Source organism: Gammaproteobacteria bacterium (ex Lamellibrachia satsuma), assembly GCA_019623805.1.
Taxonomy (GTDB): domain Bacteria; phylum Pseudomonadota; class Gammaproteobacteria; order Chromatiales; family Chromatiaceae; genus QGON01.
Window position 1 is genome coordinate 4,143,573 of record CP053680.1, and the last position, 19,274, is coordinate 4,162,846.

The window sequence follows — 19,274 nt, forward strand, 5'->3', positions numbered from 1 at the left end:
GAATAATTACAATTTAACATAATATATATTATGCACATACGATAATTATTAATATCTCCAATTTATCGGCAAAATATTCAGGGAGCTGGATCTGTAACGACACCTATCTTTTCGGCGAGTTCAGCTGCAGGCATTGGTTTACCAAAATGGTAGCCTTGTAGATAATCGCAACCAATTTTCTTTAGAAACTCTGCTTGGGCAAGTGTTTCTACACCCTCTGCTACCAATTTGAGGTTAAGGCTTTTTGCTATGGCAACAATTGCCTCAACGAGAGAAGCATCATCCTGGTGGTCAGGCAGATCAATGACAAAAGCCCGATCAATCTTCAAAATATCCACCGGGAAACGTTTTAAATAGCTAAGTGATGAGTAGCCGGTACCAAAATCATCTATGGACAATTTTGCACCGACATTTTTAAATGACTGCAGCCAGGTAATCTCCTCTGCTGTGTCCTCTATAAGCTCACTTTCAGTAATTTCAAGGGTAAGGAATTCACCGGATAGACCTGTTTCGCGCAATATCTGAGAGATGTTATTTGCAGTCAATCCCAATTCCCTTTGCCTGCCAGACAGGTTGAATGCAATTTCAATATTACCCAAACCGGCCTGATGCCATTCATGCACTTGCTGACAACCGGCATGCAGTATCCACATCCCGATCTTTCCGATCAAACCGATCTCCTCCGCAATAGGAATAAAAGTATCTGGGGCAACAAAGCCCAGTTCTGGATGATGCCATCGCAGGAGTGCCTCAACACTAACAATTGATTCATTTCGGGCATCTACGACAGGTTGATAATAGAGCTCAAATTCTTCTCGCTTCAAAGCCTGTCTCAGGTCATGCTCCAGACTTTGTCGAATCCTGACCTGTTCTTGTATCTTTGCGGTAAAAAACTGAAAACGGTTGCGCCCTGTATCTTTTGCCAGATACATCGCCATATCTGCATTCTGCAATAGAGTATCTGGTGTATCAGCATCCTCTGGGTAGAGGGTAATGCCAATACTCGCACCGACAAAGATTTCGCGGCTTGAAAGATCAAACACTCTGGAGACTGTTTCGATGATTTTGCTGGCAACCTTCGCAGCATCTTCCGGCTCAGAAATGTCCTGTAGCAGAACGACAAATTCATCCCCACCAAAACGCGCTACGGTATCAACTTCCCGAACGCAGGCCTTGATGCGTGTGGCAACCTTTTGTAGCAATTCGTCGCCGATTACATGGCCAAAACTATCGTTAACGACTTTGAATTTATCCAGGTCGATGAACAGCAGTGCTAATCCCCACCCTTCTCGTCCAGCCGACATGATGGCTTGCGAAAGACGGTCTTGCAGGAGGGAGCGGTTGGGTAATCCGGTTAGGGCATCATAGTTTGCCTGGTAGCGAATCTGTTTCTCATTTTCCTTTCGTTGAGTGATATCGGAAAAAACAGCGACATATTCACTCACTCTGCCCTTTTCATCCTCGATGGAAGCAACGGAAAGCCATTGGGGGTAGACACTGCCGTCTTTGCGGCGGTTCCAGATTTCGCCCGACCAATGGCCCTGATGCAAGACTGTCTGCCACATCTCCTGATAAAATAGCTTCTTCTGGCGACCGGAACTGAGGATGCTGGGATTCCGCCCAACCACCTCGCTCGGCTCATAACCGGTGATACGACTGAAAGCAGGATTAACAGTTTTAATTCGGTTTTCCGCATCAGTCACCATGATGCCTTCCGTCGTGGTATCAAATACCGTGGCATTCATCCTCAACAGGTCTTCGGCCCGTTTCTGTGCAGTGACGTCCTCTTTAACAGCAATAAAATGGGTTACCTCTCCCTGCTCGTTACGCAGAGGTGATATCGATGCTGATTCCCAGTAGATGGATCCATCTTTACGTTTATTATGAAAGTTACCCCGCCACTCTTTGCCTGCAGTAATGGTGTCCCACATCTCCTTGTACTCTTCCGGGGACTTATCGCCACTTTTCATTATTCTGGGGTTCTGGCCGATAGCCTCACTGGCCGTATATCCTGAAATCCGTTCAAACTTGGGATTGACATATTCTATGATCCCGTTCGTATTGGTGATAACAACTGAAGCCGGGCTCTGTTCCAGAGCGCGGCTAAGTTTGCGAAGTTCAAGTTCGGCTTTTTTTGACTCGGTGATATCGGTGCGGACACAGACAAGTCCGCCTTCGGTAGTACGATTATTACTTGCCAGGTACCACCGGTGACTATCCGGACGCTCAAGATAGAGTTCAAGTGGTATTTCATTTTCAATCTTTTCGCCATCAAGCGTGCTTCGTTCGAACACAATGGGAATACTTCTCAGTAGTTCTTTCAGCGAAACACCCTTCTGGAGCCGGTCACTTAACCAAGGATAGAATTTCTCAAATTTTTTATTGTGCAATACTAATTGCTCATCACTATCAAACAGCGCAAATGCCTCAGATAGACTTCCTACAGCATCGTGCAATCTGTTCCAGGACTGCTCGGCAACCTGCCGTGCACTATCGAGTTTACGCAGCAGTTGCCATAATCCCATGAGCAGGAACAGGATAATCACCGACAACACAATACTGGTCTGCCGGCTTTGGCGGGTATCCTCTGCCTGATAGGCTTCGTGAATATTGTGCAGATTTTCAAATTGTTGAAGGCTGGGAATAGAGAGATAGCGAGCCTCCAACTGTTTGAGTAGGGCAAGCCCTTTCAGATTGGCCTGCATATGAAAAACGATGTTATCCAGAGTGTTATGATGAGTTGACGGGAGGTCATTCAGTAGTTTCAGAACCTCTATCTGCTCAGTAATTCGATTGAGTTCAGTCTTGCTGGAGGAGAGGTTGTACCGATAGAGTTGATTAAGCAACGCCATAACCTCCTCATAGACGTCATCACCTATTTCCTTCAGCTCTTGCACAGCCACAGGTAGATAGTGGATCCCATTACGGACAAAGGCAGCCTGCGACTTAATTCTCTCCTGTAACTGCAGCTTTACCTCCACTGAGGCCCAATAGATGTCAATGGCATCGTCCATCCCCTTGCCTTTACTTTCATAGAAAGAGAGTTTGGGATCTTTTACCTTTTTCTCTAGCTTACGTAGCTGCTTAGTGGTACCCACCAATGGATCGTATTGCACCAATAGGAAAGATATGACCCGTAAGACATCCCGATCCAGACGAGCGTCGAGCTCTTTCATCTGGATCAAGAGATCCGATTGTTTGGCGTACTGATCTGTCTCCTTTACCCATAATGATGTCAAAAAGACTACAGCGGTGGCTGCAATAAGCAGAAACAGCAGGAAGCGTCTTGGGCCAAGGAGATTCTGGATCATGGAGTGAGCCTTGGGTGCTCACCGACCAGTGTGCGAAGAAAAGAGATAATGGATTTGATGTCCTTTGTAGGAATATCCCGGCCCAATTGATGACGGGCCATGATTCTAATGGCTTCCTCAAGTGTTTCTGTGCTGCCGTCATGAAAATAGGGGCCATTAATGACAGCCAATCTCAGGCTGGGTACCTTGAACAGGAAGCGATCCTCACTCCGTCCGGTGACATTTTGTCTTCCCAAATCAGCTTTTGTTACAGGTGTATCCCGCACAGAAAAGTAGTCACCCATGGCACCCATATATCCATACATATTTCCTCCAACGTTCATGCCTTGGTGGCAGCTGGCGCAACCATAGTCTTTGAACTTCAGGTATCCCTCCAGCTCAGCATCATTTATGGCACTCTCATCGCCCCGCAGCCACTGGTCAAAGCGTGAGTTGGATGTAACCAGAGAACGTTCAAACGTGGCGATAGCATCCTTGATGTTTTCTGGAGTGATGCCATCGGAGTAGAGTGCACGAAAGGCCTCTAGTACCTCAGGATCGGCTTTCAACTTACTGACGACCTCCAGCCAGCTGGAACCCATCTCAAGAGGATGATTGATGGGGCCGCTGACTTGCTCCTCCAGTGTTGCCGCACGGCCATCCCAGAACTGGACGAAATTAAAGGCACTGTTGTACACCGTTGGGGCTTTGATTGTCCCTGTCTGTCCACGAATGCCGAAAGACTTGGGCAACATGTCGGTTCCACCTGTCGACAATCGATGGCAATGTGCGCAACTGATGGTGTTGTCGTGGGAAAGGCGGGGATCGTGGAAAAGCTTGTCCCCTATCGCTACTATTTTTGGGGCCAGATCCTGGACCAGGGGGAGGGGCAGAATAGGCTCATCCGGCTCCACATCTGCAGCAGATATGGAGGATGCTGTGAGTACAATCAGCAGGAATAAAATTATTCTTATAGAATTAATCAGATGGGTGTCCATGGTGGGGCGACTTTAAGTCCAATTTTGTGCCTATTTTGTAACAACCTGACTGGAATTGCATCCCATTCAAGCTGAAACAGGCCCCAACCAAGATTCTGATGGATTGACCTGAAGCAGCCTCATATATAATCCTCACCCAGTTGGAGAGCACTGTGCCACTTTTTTCTCTGAATCCATCAATAATCTATCTCAATCATGCAGCAGTAGCGCCTTGGCCACAGAAAACGGTTAAAGCCGTTGAACGTTTCTCCCAGGAAAACGGCTCTGTAGGTGCCCAACACTATCCCGACTGGCTGAAAACAGAGAATCATCTGCGCAGGCAACTGGCAGGATTGATCAACGCACCAACCGTGGATGATATAGCACTATTGAAGAATACATCCGAGGCGCTGTCGGTCATCGCTTATGGTCTTGACTGGAAACCAGGCGAAAACATCGTAAGTATAGCCCAGGAGTTCCCTTCCAACCGCATCGTTTGGGAATCACTGTCACAATTTGGTGTTGAACTTCGGTTATTGGATCTTGATCAAACTCAAGACCCTGAAAATGACCTCACCGCCCTGTGTGACGAGCACACGAGACTGATCTCGATAAGTTCAGTGCAGTATGCTTCTGGCTTGAAATTAAATCTCGAACAGGTGGGCAGATTTTGCGCAGACAATGGCATTCTATTTTGTGTCGATGCCATCCAAAGCCTTGGCGCTGCCCCCTTTGATGTACAGGCTTTCCGAGCGGACATTGTTGTGGCCGACGGACATAAATGGATGTTGGGACCGGAAGGAATCGCCCTCTTCTACTGCCGGGCAAACCTGCGTGATGAACTCAAACTCAACCAATTTGGCTGGCACATGGTGAATAATGCCGGAGATTTTGACCAGGTTGGATGGACACCAGCCTCATCAGCAAGGCGTTTTGAGTGCGGAAGTCCGAATATGCTGGGCATTCATGCCCTGCACGCCAGTCTTGAGATCATTCTGGAGACCGGCATTGAATCGATCCAGCAATCCATCGCCGCGAATACCGATGTCATTGTTACTGAGGCCAAGCGATTGGGTTTTGAGCTTATTACCCCCGAGGAGAAGGAGAAACGGGCAGGCATAGTTACGTTCAGGGTACCCGATGTAGACAATGAAGAACTCTATCAGAGCCTTATGCAGCATGGTGTCGTCTGCGCTTATCGCGGAGGGGGCATTCGCTTCTCGCCCCATTTCCATAATCGACCAGAAGAGATTTTGCGTGCATTCTCAATTATGGTGGTTATCCGGGTTACGGCTATGGTGGTTATCCGGGTTACGGCTATGGTGGCTATCCGGGTTATGGCTACGGTGGCTACCCGCATGCTGCCCCTGCCGTTACTGCACCGGCTGCTGCCGAATAGTCCATCATATTCACTGCGAGAAACCCCGCCTGCGCCGGCGGGGTTTTTGTTTGTCCGATAGTCTTCTCCTGCTATCCTCCAGACAACTTACATAGTCTATTCCGGAATTATGCAGGACACACACATTACGCTGGCACACGGCAACGGTGGCCGTTTTATGCGGGAGCTGATCGAAGAGATTTTCTCCCGACATCTCAAGAATCCCACTCTCGATATTCAGGCGGATGCAGTTCGGCTGGATCTGCATGATCAGGGGGATCTGCTCTTCACTACCGATGGATTCACGGTCCAGCCCCTGGAGTTTCCCGGAGGCAACATCGGCTCACTGGCGGTGCATGGCACCACCAACGATCTGGCGGTTGCCGGTGCGATCCCTCGTTACCTCAGTCTGAACGCCTTCATCGAAGAGGGTTTTGAGGTTGAGAGGCTTGACCGTATTGTCAGAAGCATCGCAGAGACCGCAAACGCAATTGATGTACAGGTTGCAGCAGGCGACACCAAAGTATTGAGGCGGGGTGAAGGCGGTGGTGTCTACCTGGCAACGACCGGTATCGGTATCAGACAGACAGGGCTACAACTTGGACTGGGTTGTATCCGGGCCGGTGACCGGTTGCTTGTCAGCGGGCCTGTTGGGGATCATGGTATCGCCGTGATGTTAGCCCGTGAGCAATTTGGCCTGCGGGGTGATCTTCGCTCAGATGCCGCCAGCGTATTACGCCTGACACAGGTGCTCACTCCTCTGCCTGGTCTCCACTTCATGCGTGACCCAACCCGGGGAGGCCTGGCGACAGTGGGACACGAGATCTGTCACGCTACCGGTCTGCAGATCCGCCTCCAACAGTCGGAAATCCCAATTCAGGATCCTGTCAACTCGGTGTGCGAAATGCTCGGTTATGATCCGCTCTATCTCGCTTGTGAGGGCCGGGTTGTGGCCGTGGTTTCAGAAGATCAGGCAGACGTGGCATTGCAGGCCTGGCGTAACCTGCCTGAAGGGGCGTCTGCCGCCATCATCGGAACGGTGATCAAGGATGACCCATATTTGATCATGGAGACACCCCTCGGTGGCGCCCGTATCCTAGAAGAGTTGGAAGACGACCCACTCCCCCGGATTTGCTAGCCACTCACTTTGTGGTGAAACAAGTTCTAACGCAGCTGGAGATTGTTGGCAAAACCGGTAATTCGCGCCAATGTCTCAACGGCTCCGGCACCCAGACGCTCGGCAAACCGATCCCATACATCCTCTTCCAGCGTGAAATCGACAATCTCCTCGGCACCGATTATCTCTCTGGCAACATAACTACTGCTGCCGAAATCGTCCACCAATCCCATTTTCAGGGCATCTTCCCCACTCCAGAAGAGTCCGCTGAATATCTCAGGGTATTCAGTGACTTTGAGGCGCTCTCCCCTTCCCTCACGAACGCTATCAATGAACTGGACGTGCAACTGATCCAGTAAGCGCTGAATATGCGCCTTATCAGAGTCACCCAGAGGTGAGAATGGATCCATGATGCCTTTGTTTTCGCCAGCGGTCATCAAACGGCGCTCGATGCCTAACCCCTGCATCACATCAACGAAGCCAAATCCGTTCATCAATACCCCGATGGAGCCGACGAGGCTGCCCTTGTCTGCATAGATCTCATCCGCAGCAGCAGCTATGTAGTAACCGCCTGAGGCGCAGATATCCACGATTACCGCATAGACTTTGATTTTGGAGTTCTCTTTTCTCAGTCGGGTAATCTCATCGTAGATATATCGCGACTGAACCGGACTGCCGCCCGGTGTATTCATACGCAGAATGATGCCCTTGGTCTTCTCGTCCTCGAAGGCATTTCGCAGACCGGTCACGACTTTGTCAGCACTGGCTTTGGTGTCCGGGGCAATAACGCCGTTGACTTCGATCAGTGCCGTGTACTCTGTCGCAGTTGAAACACCTTTGCCCAAGTCATCGTTCCACAACACTGCCAAAAGTACTAAAAGATATAGAAAGGTCAGGCTTTTAAAAAAAATGCCCCATCGCCGGCTGCGACGACTTTCTGCAATGGAGCCCAACACAACCTTATCTACCAGTTCCCTTTCCCAATCACTGGGAATGGATTGAGAGCGTGGCTTGCCATTATTTATATCTGACATGAATAAACCTTAATAATATATTGTATTTAAAGTAAATTGCTTATTGTTTAATCTGCGATTCCAACCACTCTGGGATGGCGGAAACGTCGTGCAGACAGTCCAGAGGGTTGTGCCGGAGAAGGCGTTCCTGACTATGGACACCATAGGTTACGCCAAGTGAATGGGTGCCCGCATTGCTTGCCATTTCCAGATCATACTCGGTATCACCAATCATCAAGGCCTCGTGCGGCTCAACGCCGAGCCTATCGAGGATCTGTTCCAGCATCTCAGGATGGGGCTTGGAAAAAGTTTCATCAGCACAACGGGTTATATGGAAATACTCTCCTAACGCCGTAGATTCAAGAACCTGATCCAACCCCTGCCGGCCCTTGCCCGTCGCCACTGCCAGCAGATATTCCTGCTGTGCCAGGGTTTCGATGACCTCTCGCGCCCCGTCGAACAGGCTGGATGGCGTTTCATTGCCGCCGAGGAAATGGTAACGATATCGGGTAACGACATTGTGGTGCAGTTCATCATCCGCACCGGGAAACAGGGTATCTATGGCCTCTCTCAGACCCAAACCGATAATATTACGTATTGCATCGTTACTCGGGCAGTCCAATCCAAGATCATCTACAGCAGCCCGTACGCAGTTCACGATACGTGCCTCTGAGTCCATCAAAGTTCCATCCCAATCAAATACTAACAGCTTAAACTTCATCTTTTTTATTCATCCAGTTTTTCAAGCAGGGTTTCCAACTCCGAAGGAAGTGGCGCCTTGATTTCAAGATCTCTCTTCTCACCTGGCCAGCGGAATTTCAATTTATGTGCGTGCAAAAACAGTCGTTTCAACCCCAGCTTGCGCATTTCCCGATTGGCCGCTTCATCACCATATTTAGTGTCACCCAGCACCGGTGAGCCTAACCAGGCACAGTGAACGCGAATCTGATGTGTTCTTCCGGTGATGAGTTCGGCCTCTACAAGCGTGTAATTCCGAAAACGCCTCAGACGTTGAAAACGGGTTTGAGCCGATTTTCCGTCCGGATCGACCCTGACCAGCCTCTCTCCACCTTGAAGGGTGTTTTTCAGAAGGGGGGCATCCGCATTTTTACGACCTTTGCGCCAACTGCCTGCAACCAGTACGAGATACCGTTTATCGACTCGATTATTCCGTATAAGTTCATGCAATATCCGTAGGGCGCTGCGTTTCTTACTGATCAGCAAACAGCCTGATGTCGCGCGGTCCAGGCGATGCACCAGCTCCAGATGATGATCTTCGGGCCGTAGCTCACGCAGTGCCTCAATGACACCAAAATTCAGCCCGCTACCACCATGAACAGCAATGCCAGATGGTTTGTTCAGAACCAAAAAGCGGTCATTTTCGAAGATAATGGCGCTTTCCAACTGCGCGAGGAGGTTTTTTGTCGGCTTGGGTTTTTCTATGGGGTCGGCCATGCGAACAGGTGGAATGCGCACCATATCCCCGCTCTTCAAGCGATAAGCTGCCTTCACCCGTCCCTTGTTAACCCGCACCTCCCCGCGTCGCAGGATGCGATAGACAAAACTTTTCGGTACGCCCTTGAGTTCCCGCAAAAGAAAATTATCGATTCTCTGCCCCTCGAAATCCGCATCCACGGTTACAAACCGGACTGTTGGAGAATTCTTTTTTGATTCTGACATTTAGCGGCTTTTTTCTATCGTTAAGTCATTGCTAGGCATGAGAAAGATTGCTATATTGCCAATTGATTTTTTTGACGGTGGCCAAGCCTTGTAGCACAGCCATCGTCAGCGCGGTAAGAGATTAGATAGCCTGTGGGGGGATTTTTCCCTTCAGGAAGATAATTCAGCATATCGCAAGGGCCCCTGCCCCATAATTATTGCCAACACCTCGTCCAACACAGACAGAGAAATTGGCCTCTCAGGCGGCCCAGGGCTGTGCTGACCGAGCAAACAGGTGCCACATGCGGCCCGTCTTGCTGAGCTCTTCTGCGGCACATAAGCGATGCGATCATAAAATCATTGATCCAGAGCGCAGCGTAACGGATCTGGCAAAGCGCCAAATACCCTCCGCTCAAGTGCCTTACAGAAGTTCAGAGAACGGCTGACTGCCAGATGGCGAACTTTAACAGCTTTTCAACTGCCCGAGCCAGTTTCGGGAAACGATCGTGGGTAAAACGATTTTGCCCTCAACTCAACAGCCAGAAGAAAACGGGCGCTGACTGAACAGAAAGCAGTCAGACCGTTTTCATTGCGCGGATTTCCGCATGCTGTGACGAGACTCGAGCAGTTGCATGGATAGAAAATATGAAACGCATGCTAATCAATGCAACTCAATCAGAGGAGTTGCGTGTTGCCATCGTCGATGGCCAAAAACTTTTCAATCTGGATATCGAACTTCCCGGCCGGGAACAGAAAAAAGCCAACATCTACAAAGGGCGCATTACCCGGGTGGAACCCAGTCTTGAGGCTGCCTTCGTCGAGTATGGCGCAGAACGCCACGGTTTTCTGCCGCTAAAAGAGATCTCCCGGAGCTACTTCTCCGAGTCCGCACAACAGTCTTCCAAGCGCGTAAATATCCAGGAAGCCATCAAGGAAGGCCAGGAAATTGTGATCCAGGTCGAAAAGGAGGAGCGTGGCAATAAAGGCGCTGCACTGACGACCTTTATCTCCCTGGCGGGACGCTATCTCGTGTTGATGCCCAACAACCCCAGGGCTGGAGGTGTCTCACGCCGCATCGAAGGTCAGGACCGGGCGGACCTGCGGGAGGCGATGAGTGCGTTGACCATCCCCGAGAACATGGGACTGATCGTTCGTACTGCAGGTATCGGCAAGAACTCGGAAGAGTTGCAGTGGGATCTGGATTATCTGGATCAGCTCTGGCAGGCCATCGATAATTCCGCGAGCAGCAAACCGGCGCCTTTTCTGATCTATCAGGAAAGCAATGTCATCATTCGATGCATCCGCGACTATCTACGGGTGGATATTGGCGAAATCGTCATCGACGATGCGGATGTCTACTCCCAGGCCGAGCGCTTTATCAACCAGGTCATGCCGCAATATTCCAAGAAGTTGCGCCGCTATCAGGATGAGGTACCCCTTTTCAGCCGCTATCAGATTGAAAGTCAAATCGAATCAGCCTTTCAACGTGAGGTGCGACTACCATCCGGTGGAGCTATAGTAATCGATCCTACCGAGGCACTGACCTCTATCGACATCAACTCAGCCCGTGCAACCAAAGGCGCGGACATTGAAGAGACAGCACGCAATACCAATCTGGAAGCAGCGGACGAGGTCGCCCGCCAGTTGCGGCTGCGGGACCTCGGCGGCCTGTTCGTCATTGATTTTATCGATATGACTCCTGCCCGCAACCAACGGGAAGTGGAAAATCGTCTGAAAGACGCACTCAAGGAGGATCGAGCCAGAGTCCAGATCGGCCGTATCTCACGATTTGGTCTGCTGGAGATGTCCCGGCAGCGACTCCGTCCCTCTCTCGGTGAAGCCAGCGAACAGGTCTGCCCCCGTTGCAAAGGTCACGGCACCGTCAGGGGTGTCGAATCCCTTGGTCTCTCTATCCTGCGTATCATCGAAGAAGAGGCAATGAAGGAGAACACTGGACGAATTATCGCCCAGTTGCCGGTCGACGTAGCCACTTTCCTGCTCAATGAGAAACGCACAGCGATTCACGATATCGAAAATCGTCAAACCATTAGTGTTGTACTGGTGCCAAACACCAGCCTGGAGACACCGAATTACCGCATTGAACGGGTGAAGAGCAGTGAGTTGCCTGAAGACCAGGATGATGCTTCCAGTTATAAAATGGTGGAGAAGGAAACAACCGAGGCGCCTGTCTTCGCCAGGGTGGAGCAGCCCAAAAGTGAGCAGCCCACGGTCAAATCGATTGCTCCTGCATCTCCTGCTCCTCAACGCGCTATCCAACCAGAAGCGAAGAGTTCGGAAGCAAAAAGTGAAGAAAACGGCTTTCTCAAGAAGATCTTCACCAGCCTTTTCTCTCATCGTGCTGAGGAAAAAAAGGAAGAACCTGAAGAACAGAAGAGAGAGGAATCCAAGCCACGCCAAAACCAGCGCAACAGACGTGATGGGCAGGGGTCACGCAGCCGAGGCGGACGGAGGCGTTCCGGCGGCAATAACCGTCGCAGTGGAAACAGGCGCAATGCCGATGAGGCGGAAACCGGTCAGCACCAGGGCCAGAAGAGCCAGCCTCAGCGTGGGGAACAGAAAAAGCGGCAGGAACAAAAAAAGCCCACCAAGGAAGCACCGAAACAACAGGTCGTCGAAGCAGAAAACGTGCAACCCGAAACAGGTAGAGATGACGCGCCAAAACCCAAAGGTAGCCGCAGCGGTTCACGCCGTGGACGCCGAGGTGGACGCCGTCGTCGCCCAAGCGATGAGCGTGAGCAGAGCCAGAGCCCGCAGGGTCAGCCGAAAGAATCAGAAAAAACCGAACGTTTTTCGATTGATGCGATCCCTGCCCCAACCAGGCCGACCGTAGAGGATGTGAGTTCCACTCCCGCCAAAGCCGAGGCACCTGCGCCTAAGCGCGCCAAGCCAGCGGCTAGCGAGACTACAACCGAAAAAGTAGCCCCGAAACCTAAGAGTGCGCCGGAAAAGAAGCCAGAAATGGTAGTGACAAAACCGGTTACTGCCCCACCAAAAGCACAGGAAAAGACACCACAGCCAGAACCAAAACCTGCTGCCCCGGTGGAACCCAAAGCAGCACCGAAAAAGCTGGTTCAGATCACAACCAAAAAAGTCACAAAGACAGAAGAGAAGGTTGCAACCAAGGAAGAGAAAGCACCTAAGGAGAGGGCCGCCCCAAAACCAAAGGCAGTCAGAAAGAAGCGGGCTGCTGCGAAACCAAAAGCCAAGACATCCACAGCGGAGAAAACTTCGACTGAGGCCCCTGCCAAATCCCAGGGGGAGAAGCCGAAACCTTCGGCAACGATAGAAAAAGCGGTTGCCAGCAAACGGAAAAAACAGTCTATAGCAGCAAAAGAAGAGAAAAAACCGGCATCAGAACCGTCCGAAACTATCGTCAAGGCGGCATCGGCTAAACCTAAACCTGCGACAGAGACACCTCCTAAGCCGCCGGCCCAAGCCATGAAGAAACCCTCCGTCGAGGCCTCTCAGAAAGAGAGTGCCCCTGCTGAAAAGTCGGATGATTGAATAAAGCCAGGAGGTAGGGTGCGCCGTGCGCACCCTACCTCCTGGCTGAATCCGCATGCTGCACCACCCTACAAATTCAGCTCTTTGATCCTGCTCAGCAGCCCTATAGATGCCGCTTCCACCAGATCGAAGACGTTTTCAAACCCAGCGGGACCACCGTAATATGGGTCAGGAACTTCACGGACTTCCAGATGCGGGGCAAAGTCGAGAAAAAGGTGGAGTTTCTCTTCCAGACCCGGTGGGCAAAGCGTCATAAGGTCATCATAATTTGACCGGTCCATGGCAAGAATATAGTCAAACTGCTCAAAATCTTCCGGCACCGCCTGGCGTGCCCGCAGATCACTCAGATCGACATCCCGATTTAGGGCAGTCTGCTGAGCTCTGCGATCCGGGCTGCCACCAATATGGAAATCGATAGTACCGGCTGAATCCGTGGCTATCAGGTGAGCCAACCCCTCCTTTTCGACCAGCGCACGAAAAACGCCCTGTGCAGTTGGGGAGCGGCAGATATTGCCCATGCAGACAAAAAGTACTTTGACTGCCGCTTCGATTTTCGGTTTTCTACCAAACATTTGAAATCTCATAGCGATAAAGGTACGTGTAAGATTACTATTTTCAGCATCGGGATTACCTGGATTGACACTATGTAGTCAATATTTTATCGGCTAATTCAGCGCATGAAAACGCCTGCACTAAATCAGTGACGATAGGATGTCGGATCGTCAATACCTGCCTCCTGAAATCCTTTTGCCCGCAGACGGCATGAGTCGCAAACACCACAGGCCCTGCCCTCAGGATCTGCCTGATAGCAGGAGATTGTAAGACTATAGTCCACGCCAAGACGGATGCCGGTGGAGATAATCTCCGCTTTGCTCATATCGATCAGTGGCGTGTGAACCTTGAAACGCTCTCCCTCAACCCCCGCTTTGGTGGCAAGATTGGCGAGTTGCTCGAATGAGTGGATAAATGCCGGACGACAGTCCGGGTAGCCGGAGTAGTCGACCGCATTGACGCCGATAAAGAGATCCTGTGCACCCAGCACTTCAGCCCAACCCAGTGCCAGGGAGAGAAACACTGTATTGCGGGCGGGCACATAGGTGACGGGTATACCCTCCTCCGCATGATCCGGCACCGGGATGGCACTGTCAGTAAGCGCGGAGCCTCCAATCGTCTCCAAACCGATGCGCACCATTTTGTGCTCGGCGGCATTCAGTGATTGCGCCACTCGTCTTGCCGCACTCAACTCCGCCATGTGCCGCTGTCCATACTCCATACTCAATGCATGACAGGTATAACCCTGCTGCTGAGCCATGGCAAGAACAGTGGCGGAATCGAGTCCGCCTGAAAGTAAAATAACAGCCTTCTTTTTCTCTAGCATCCCGGCTGCTCGCCCCATAGAATTTTATGCAGTTGCAGCTGGAAGCGGACAGTCAATCTGTCCTGCAGAATCCACTCAGCCAGTGCGACTGCATCCTGCCTTTCGTGTACCGGGGAGAAGAGCACTTCGCAACGTTCAGTCAGCGCATACTTTACGAGCTGCTCGCAACTCCATCGATAGTCCGCTTCATCACAGATGACGAATTTCACCTGATCATTGGCTGTCAGAAGATCGATATTGGCATAGTTGTTTTTCGCCGATTCCGTGGAACCCGGGGTCTTGAGATCCACTATCCTGGAGACGCGCTTGTCCACTTGGGAGATATCGAGTGCACCATTGGTCTCGAGTGAGACCCGATATCCGGCATCACAAAGCGCAGTCAGTAGCGGTAAAACCCCTTTTTGTGACAACGGCTCTCCGCCGGTTACACAGACATAGTGGGGTTGATAGACTTCGACTTCAGAAAGAATCGTGGGAAGATCCCACCACTCTCCACCCGTGAAGGCGTATTCCGTATCGCAATAGCTGCAGCGAAGCGGACAACCAGTAAGCCTGACAAAGACGGTGGGGAAGCCACTGCTGCGACTTTCGCCCTGCAGGGAGTGGAAGATCTCGGTAATGCGCAGCTGTAACGGTGCTGCTGTGACCATCAATGGCCCTCTTTGAACATTCGATCCAGACGGTTTGCTGCAAGGTGTGCCTCGGTTGTATCGGGAAATTCCTTCTTCAACCGTTCGAACAGATCCCGCGCCGTTGTCCAGGCACGCTTCTCATAGTGTATATAACCACTCTTGAGCATGGCCCCAGGCACCTTGGCGCTGTCGGGATAGTGTTCAATCACCTTTGTGAATTCACTCAAGGCAGTGTCGAAATCACGACTGACGTAGCTTGCCTCACCCAACCAATACTGGGCATTGTCCTCATAGCTGCCGCCGGCAAATTTCTTGAGAAAAGAACGAAAGGCGACAATCGACTCCTTATAACGCCCTTGCTTCAGCAGGTTGAATGTCTTCTGATAGGCGGCGGACTCTTTTTTAGAGTCGATTGAGACTGTTGGTGTCACTGCCACAGTCGGCTTTGCACCACTTGTTTTTTCAGCAGTCGGCACACTCTGTTTTGCGGCTGCGGCACCACTACCCGTCAGGTCGACAACCGGTGCAGGACCACTGGGGACAGTAGTCGAACGATTCATGCGGGAGAGTCGCTGATCAATATCGAGATAGAGATCGCGCTGGCGGCGACTCATGGCATCCATCGAATGCTTTTGTAACTCCACCTCGCCACGCAATTGCTGTACCTCCTGCTGTAACTGCTGCAGCTGGAGGATGATATCTGCCAGACTCTGGTTCCGCAAAATCCGTTCCAGCCGCTCAAGGCGCTGTTCCAGACTGGGGCTCCCAGCCGTTGTGGGTTTTTTTTCAGCTGAAACAACATGTGCGCTCAGCAGCGCCACTGACATAACCAGTGCCAAAGAAAGCTTCTTCATCTCAGTAGACCAGTTCCACGCGTCGGTTCAGCGCCCAGGATTCTTCATTGTTCATCATGGATGCCGGACGCTCTTCGCCATAGCTGATGACGATGATCTGGTTGTCGGCAACACCCTCGGCCATCAGCAGGCTGCGCACCGCATTGGCGCGACGTTCCCCCAGACCCAGATTGTATTCGCGGGTACCGCGTTCATCTGCATGGCCTTCCAGCCTGACACTGACATGAGGGTTGCTTGCAAGATACTCGGCGTGGGCACGAATTATCTCCCGGTTATCCATGCCGATGCTGCTCTGGTCAAAATCGAAGTAGAGGATACGGGTTGCCAGAAGACTATAGGGATCGTCCAGTGGATCACCGCTCCAGGAATCGGCCTCGCTGGCGGCACTGGTGGTGGCTCCAGCCCCCTCTGTTCCTTCATAGGTACCGGATGCACCGGTAGACTGCTCGGTGACTTCGGCCCCCTGCTGCTCGCCCTCTTTTGTAGGGGAGGAGGAGCAGCCTGCAAAGATTAACAGACAGAGGGTTATGGGCACCCAGCGGGTCAAGATTGTAAACATTTTGTTTCTCCTCGATTTCCGGCTTAGAAATAAAAATCAAAAGCCAGGCAAATAATTCAATTCTTTTGCAGGGGGGACCAGACCGGCTCTCGCACATCACCCTCCTGCAACGCAAGTTTCTGCCGCACACGTCCGTCGACAGAGACCGCAGCAAGCACACTCCGCCGCCCCGCTTTGGTGGCGTAAATTATCATGCTGCCGTTCGGTGCGAAACTGGGAGATTCATCAAGATTGCCCCGACTCAGCACCTGCATGACGCCAGATGCCAAATCAAGCACAGCGATACGATAGCGTCCATCCTCTCGGGTTACCAGCGTCAGCAATTTGCCGTCCGGAGAGTAGGAGGCCCTGGCATTATAGGCATTCTGAAAGGTAACCCTTTCCGCCTTGCCGCCAAAGGAGGGAACCCGATAGATCTGCGGTTTGCCACCACGGTCTGAAGTAAAGACCAGATGACGACCGTCCGGCGACCAGGAAGGCTCAGTATCGATGGCATAGTGGCGGGTAATCGGACGCAGTTTGCGGGTCGTCATATCAAACACGAAGATGTCCGGGTTACCGTCCTTCGAGAGCGTCATGGCCAGTTTACGTCCGTCAGGTGACCAGGCGGGAGCGCTGTTGATGCCCTTGAAGGCGGTAACCTTTTGACGACGTCCCGTATAGACCTCCTGAATATAGATTCCCCAACTCCCTTTTTCGGAGGAGGCATAAGCGATTTTGCGGCCATCGGGTGACCAGGCAGGTGACATCAGCGGCACATCAGAGCTGACGATGGTCTCGGAACTGTAACCATCCGCGTCGGCAATCCGCAGGTCTACCTGGGTGTTCCCCCCTTCTGTCTTGGAGGTGATGTAAGCTACCCGAGTGGCGAACGCACCAGGAACACCGATCAGCTGTTCATAGATAAGATCGGCAATATGATGGGCAGTGGTACGCAGGTTTCCCGCCGTGGTCGGGATGCTGTAGCCAGTCAGCTGTTCGCCCCGAAAGACATCGAAGAGCTGAAAGCGGATAATGAAGCCTTTACTGCCGTTGGGCTGAATCTGTCCAACGACCAGGTTCTCCACGTCCAGTACCCGCCAATCCTTGAACTCCACCTCGTCGCCACTCGCAGGTTTGGCGAGCATGTCGTTCCGAGGGAGCGTCTTGAAGCGGCCGCTGCGATGCAGATCCGCCTGGATAATCGCCGATACGTCCTCCCTGGGCGTGGTTTGTGTTTTGCCTTGCCAGCGAAAAGGCACGACAGCAATAGGAAGCGCACCCTCCACCCCCTCGGTGATCTCAATGGTCAATTCGGCATTGGCAGCCGGCTGCCAGGAGAGGGCCAGAAAAAGAATCAACAATAAATATTTCATATAACCATCAACGATAAAATCTAAATGAACAGCGGTTGGTTGCGCAGAGTATGCCAACTCTCCAGACTACCGCAAAGAATTTCCATCTCATAACAGGCTGATCTACTTCTCGGGCCTGAACTCCAGCCTAAGATCACGAAACGAATCAAACAGACCGCCACTGGGTACCGGTAGCGGTGCAGCCTTATAGATAGCAGTCTCCACTGAACGATCAAAAGCGGCATTACCGCTGCTCTTGATGATTCTGACACTGCCGGGCATCACATCGCCACCGGGAATCAATCGAACACGCACGGTGCAGGAGAGCCCTTCAGCACTATTCGGCGGCCGTAGCCAGTTGCGTTCTATCTGCTGACGAATGGCGATCCCAAAGCGACTGATTTCCCTGGAGTTTTGTTCGGCAGCAAGCTGGGCCTGCAGCTCCTGCTCACGAGCCTGCTGGGCTGCAATCGCGGCTTTACGCTTTGCCTCGGCCTTGCGTTTGGCTGCTAATTTCGCCTGTTTCTTCTTCTCAGCCGCTTTGCGTTTCGCTTCAGCCTGCTCGCGTTTTTTCTTCTCTGCCGCTTTTCGCTTTGCCTCTGTCTTGCGTTTTTCCGCCAGCGCCGCCCGCTCTTTTTTCAGTTTCGCCTGTTTCCGTTTTTCAGCTTCCTGTTTCTTTTTTGCAATCGCTTTACGTTTAACTTCTTCTTTCTCTCTGGTCTTACGCTTTTTCTCCAGCGTCTGAAGCCGTTTCTTCTCCGCTGCCTGTTTGCGCTTGATCTCTGCCAAGCGCTTCTCCTCTTTGCGCAGGGCAGCCGATTTGGCTGATTTTTTCTTCTCTTCCGCCTGTTTGATCTTCTTAAGTTCGGCTTCGACTTTGGAGGCATCCACCACCCGCGCCTGGACGATCGGTTCCTGTGCCTTGGGCAACTCAGGCGCAGGGGACCACTCCATGCCAAACAGCAGAAAAAAGCCGATCAGAAGATGCAGTATCACTGCCAGAATGATCGAAATGGGATTGCGCCGTACTACACTGAACATCGACTCAGTGCTCCGGCGGTTCAGTTATCAGGCCGACACTTGAGGCACCTCCAGCCTGCACCAGCACCATCGCTTCTACAACCCGGCCATATTCAACACCAGCATCTCCACGCACCATAATTGGTGTTTTCGGCTTATATTTGAGTACCGCCCGAACCCGCGCCACCAGTGTCTCGGCATCCACCGGATTTCCCTTGTCGGCACCGATATCGATGAAAAATTCACCGACTTGGTTAATCGTGACCACCACCGGGTCATCGGACTGGGCAGGCAATGGCTCCGCATCCCCTTGGGGCAACTCCACCTTTACGCCCTGCGTCAGCAGGGGCGCGGTCACCATGAAGATCACCAGCAGCACCAGCATTACGTCGATATAGGGAACGACATTTATCTCGGACATGGGACGGCGACGCTGCCGTTGACGACTCATCTTGCCACCTGCGGTGGCAGGACCAAGGGCCGAGGGCCGAGGGCCGAGGTGTAGTGGGTTTTTTCTTGGCCCTCGGCCCTTGCCCCT

Annotated in this window: 16 protein-coding genes; 3 read left to right on the plus strand and 13 right to left on the minus strand. The window is 51.8% G+C overall.

Going from position 1 to position 19,274, the window contains the following annotated elements:
- Positions 1–77: 77 nt before the first annotated feature.
- Together HPY30_17830 and HPY30_17835 are read right to left on the minus strand one after the other, a co-directional pair.
- Positions 78–3,311 carry an EAL domain-containing protein gene (locus HPY30_17830; protein QYZ67680.1) on the minus strand — a complete coding sequence of 1,078 codons (3,234 nt, stop codon included), beginning with the start codon at positions 3,309–3,311 and terminating at the stop codon, positions 78–80.
- Complete coding sequence (locus HPY30_17835; protein ID QYZ67681.1) at positions 3,308–4,288, minus strand: cytochrome B6; 981 nt, start codon at positions 4,286–4,288, stop codon at positions 3,308–3,310. Before HPY30_17835 ends, HPY30_17830 begins: the two co-directional genes overlap by 4 nt.
- Positions 4,289–4,440: 152 nt before the next feature.
- On the opposite strand from HPY30_17835, the gene HPY30_17840 reads away from it, so the two are divergent.
- Positions 4,441–5,727, plus strand: coding sequence for an aminotransferase class V-fold PLP-dependent enzyme (locus HPY30_17840; GenBank protein QYZ67682.1), 1,287 nt, complete (start codon positions 4,441–4,443; stop codon positions 5,725–5,727).
- 48 nt (positions 5,728–5,775) lie between these two features.
- The gene (gene hypE / locus HPY30_17845) at positions 5,776–6,783 is read left to right on the plus strand and encodes a hydrogenase expression/formation protein HypE (GenBank protein QYZ67683.1); all 1,008 of its coding nucleotides are present in this window, start codon (positions 5,776–5,778) and stop codon (positions 6,781–6,783) included.
- Positions 6,784–6,809: 26 nt separating this feature from the next.
- Here hypE and HPY30_17850 read toward each other — a convergent pair whose 3' ends face one another.
- From HPY30_17850 to rluC, 3 genes are read right to left on the minus strand one after another with little or no spacing between them, the layout of a single operon-like run.
- A complete protein-coding gene (locus tag HPY30_17850; protein QYZ67684.1) occupies positions 6,810–7,796 on the minus strand; it encodes a S49 family peptidase in 987 nt (328 codons plus the stop codon).
- A gap of 40 nt (positions 7,797–7,836) precedes the next feature.
- Positions 7,837–8,496 (minus strand): HAD-IA family hydrolase, encoded by a 660-nt coding sequence (locus HPY30_17855; GenBank protein QYZ67685.1) that lies wholly within the window; start codon positions 8,494–8,496, stop codon positions 7,837–7,839.
- Between the two features lie 5 nt (positions 8,497–8,501).
- Positions 8,502–9,455, minus strand: a complete 954-nt coding sequence (gene rluC / locus HPY30_17860) for a 23S rRNA pseudouridine(955/2504/2580) synthase RluC (GenBank protein ID QYZ67686.1) — start codon at positions 9,453–9,455, stop codon at positions 8,502–8,504.
- A gap of 624 nt (positions 9,456–10,079) precedes the next feature.
- Here rluC and rne point away from each other — a divergent pair.
- Complete coding sequence (gene rne / locus HPY30_17865; protein QYZ67687.1) at positions 10,080–12,959, plus strand: ribonuclease E; 2,880 nt, start codon at positions 10,080–10,082, stop codon at positions 12,957–12,959.
- Between the two features lie 68 nt (positions 12,960–13,027).
- Here rne and HPY30_17870 read toward each other — a convergent pair whose 3' ends face one another.
- From HPY30_17870 to tolR, 8 genes are all read right to left on the minus strand, one after another.
- Positions 13,028–13,531, minus strand: coding sequence for a low molecular weight phosphotyrosine protein phosphatase (locus HPY30_17870; GenBank protein ID QYZ67688.1), 504 nt, complete (start codon positions 13,529–13,531; stop codon positions 13,028–13,030).
- Positions 13,532–13,656: 125 nt separating this feature from the next.
- Positions 13,657–14,337, minus strand: a complete 681-nt coding sequence (gene queC / locus HPY30_17875; protein ID QYZ67689.1) for a 7-cyano-7-deazaguanine synthase QueC — start codon at positions 14,335–14,337, stop codon at positions 13,657–13,659.
- Positions 14,331–14,987: a 7-carboxy-7-deazaguanine synthase QueE gene (gene queE / locus HPY30_17880; GenBank protein QYZ67690.1), complete on the minus strand. Its 657-nt coding sequence runs from the start codon at positions 14,985–14,987 to the stop codon at positions 14,331–14,333. Before queE ends, queC begins: the two co-directional genes overlap by 7 nt.
- Positions 14,987–15,823, minus strand: coding sequence for a tol-pal system protein YbgF (ybgF, locus tag HPY30_17885; GenBank protein QYZ67691.1), 837 nt, complete (start codon positions 15,821–15,823; stop codon positions 14,987–14,989). The genes queE and ybgF overlap by 1 nt, the downstream gene beginning before the upstream one ends.
- A 1-nt stretch (position 15,824) precedes the next feature.
- A complete protein-coding gene (gene pal / locus HPY30_17890) occupies positions 15,825–16,382 on the minus strand; it encodes a peptidoglycan-associated lipoprotein Pal (GenBank protein ID QYZ67692.1) in 558 nt (185 codons plus the stop codon).
- A 56-nt stretch (positions 16,383–16,438) separates the two neighbouring features.
- A complete protein-coding gene (tolB, locus tag HPY30_17895) occupies positions 16,439–17,737 on the minus strand; it encodes a Tol-Pal system beta propeller repeat protein TolB (protein ID QYZ67693.1) in 1,299 nt (432 codons plus the stop codon).
- Between the two features lie 102 nt (positions 17,738–17,839).
- Positions 17,840–18,757, minus strand: coding sequence for a cell envelope integrity protein TolA (gene tolA / locus HPY30_17900; GenBank protein QYZ67694.1), 918 nt, complete (start codon positions 18,755–18,757; stop codon positions 17,840–17,842).
- Between the two features lie 4 nt (positions 18,758–18,761).
- Complete coding sequence (gene tolR / locus HPY30_17905) at positions 18,762–19,187, minus strand: protein TolR (GenBank protein QYZ67695.1); 426 nt, start codon at positions 19,185–19,187, stop codon at positions 18,762–18,764.
- Positions 19,188–19,274: the final 87 nt, after the last annotated feature.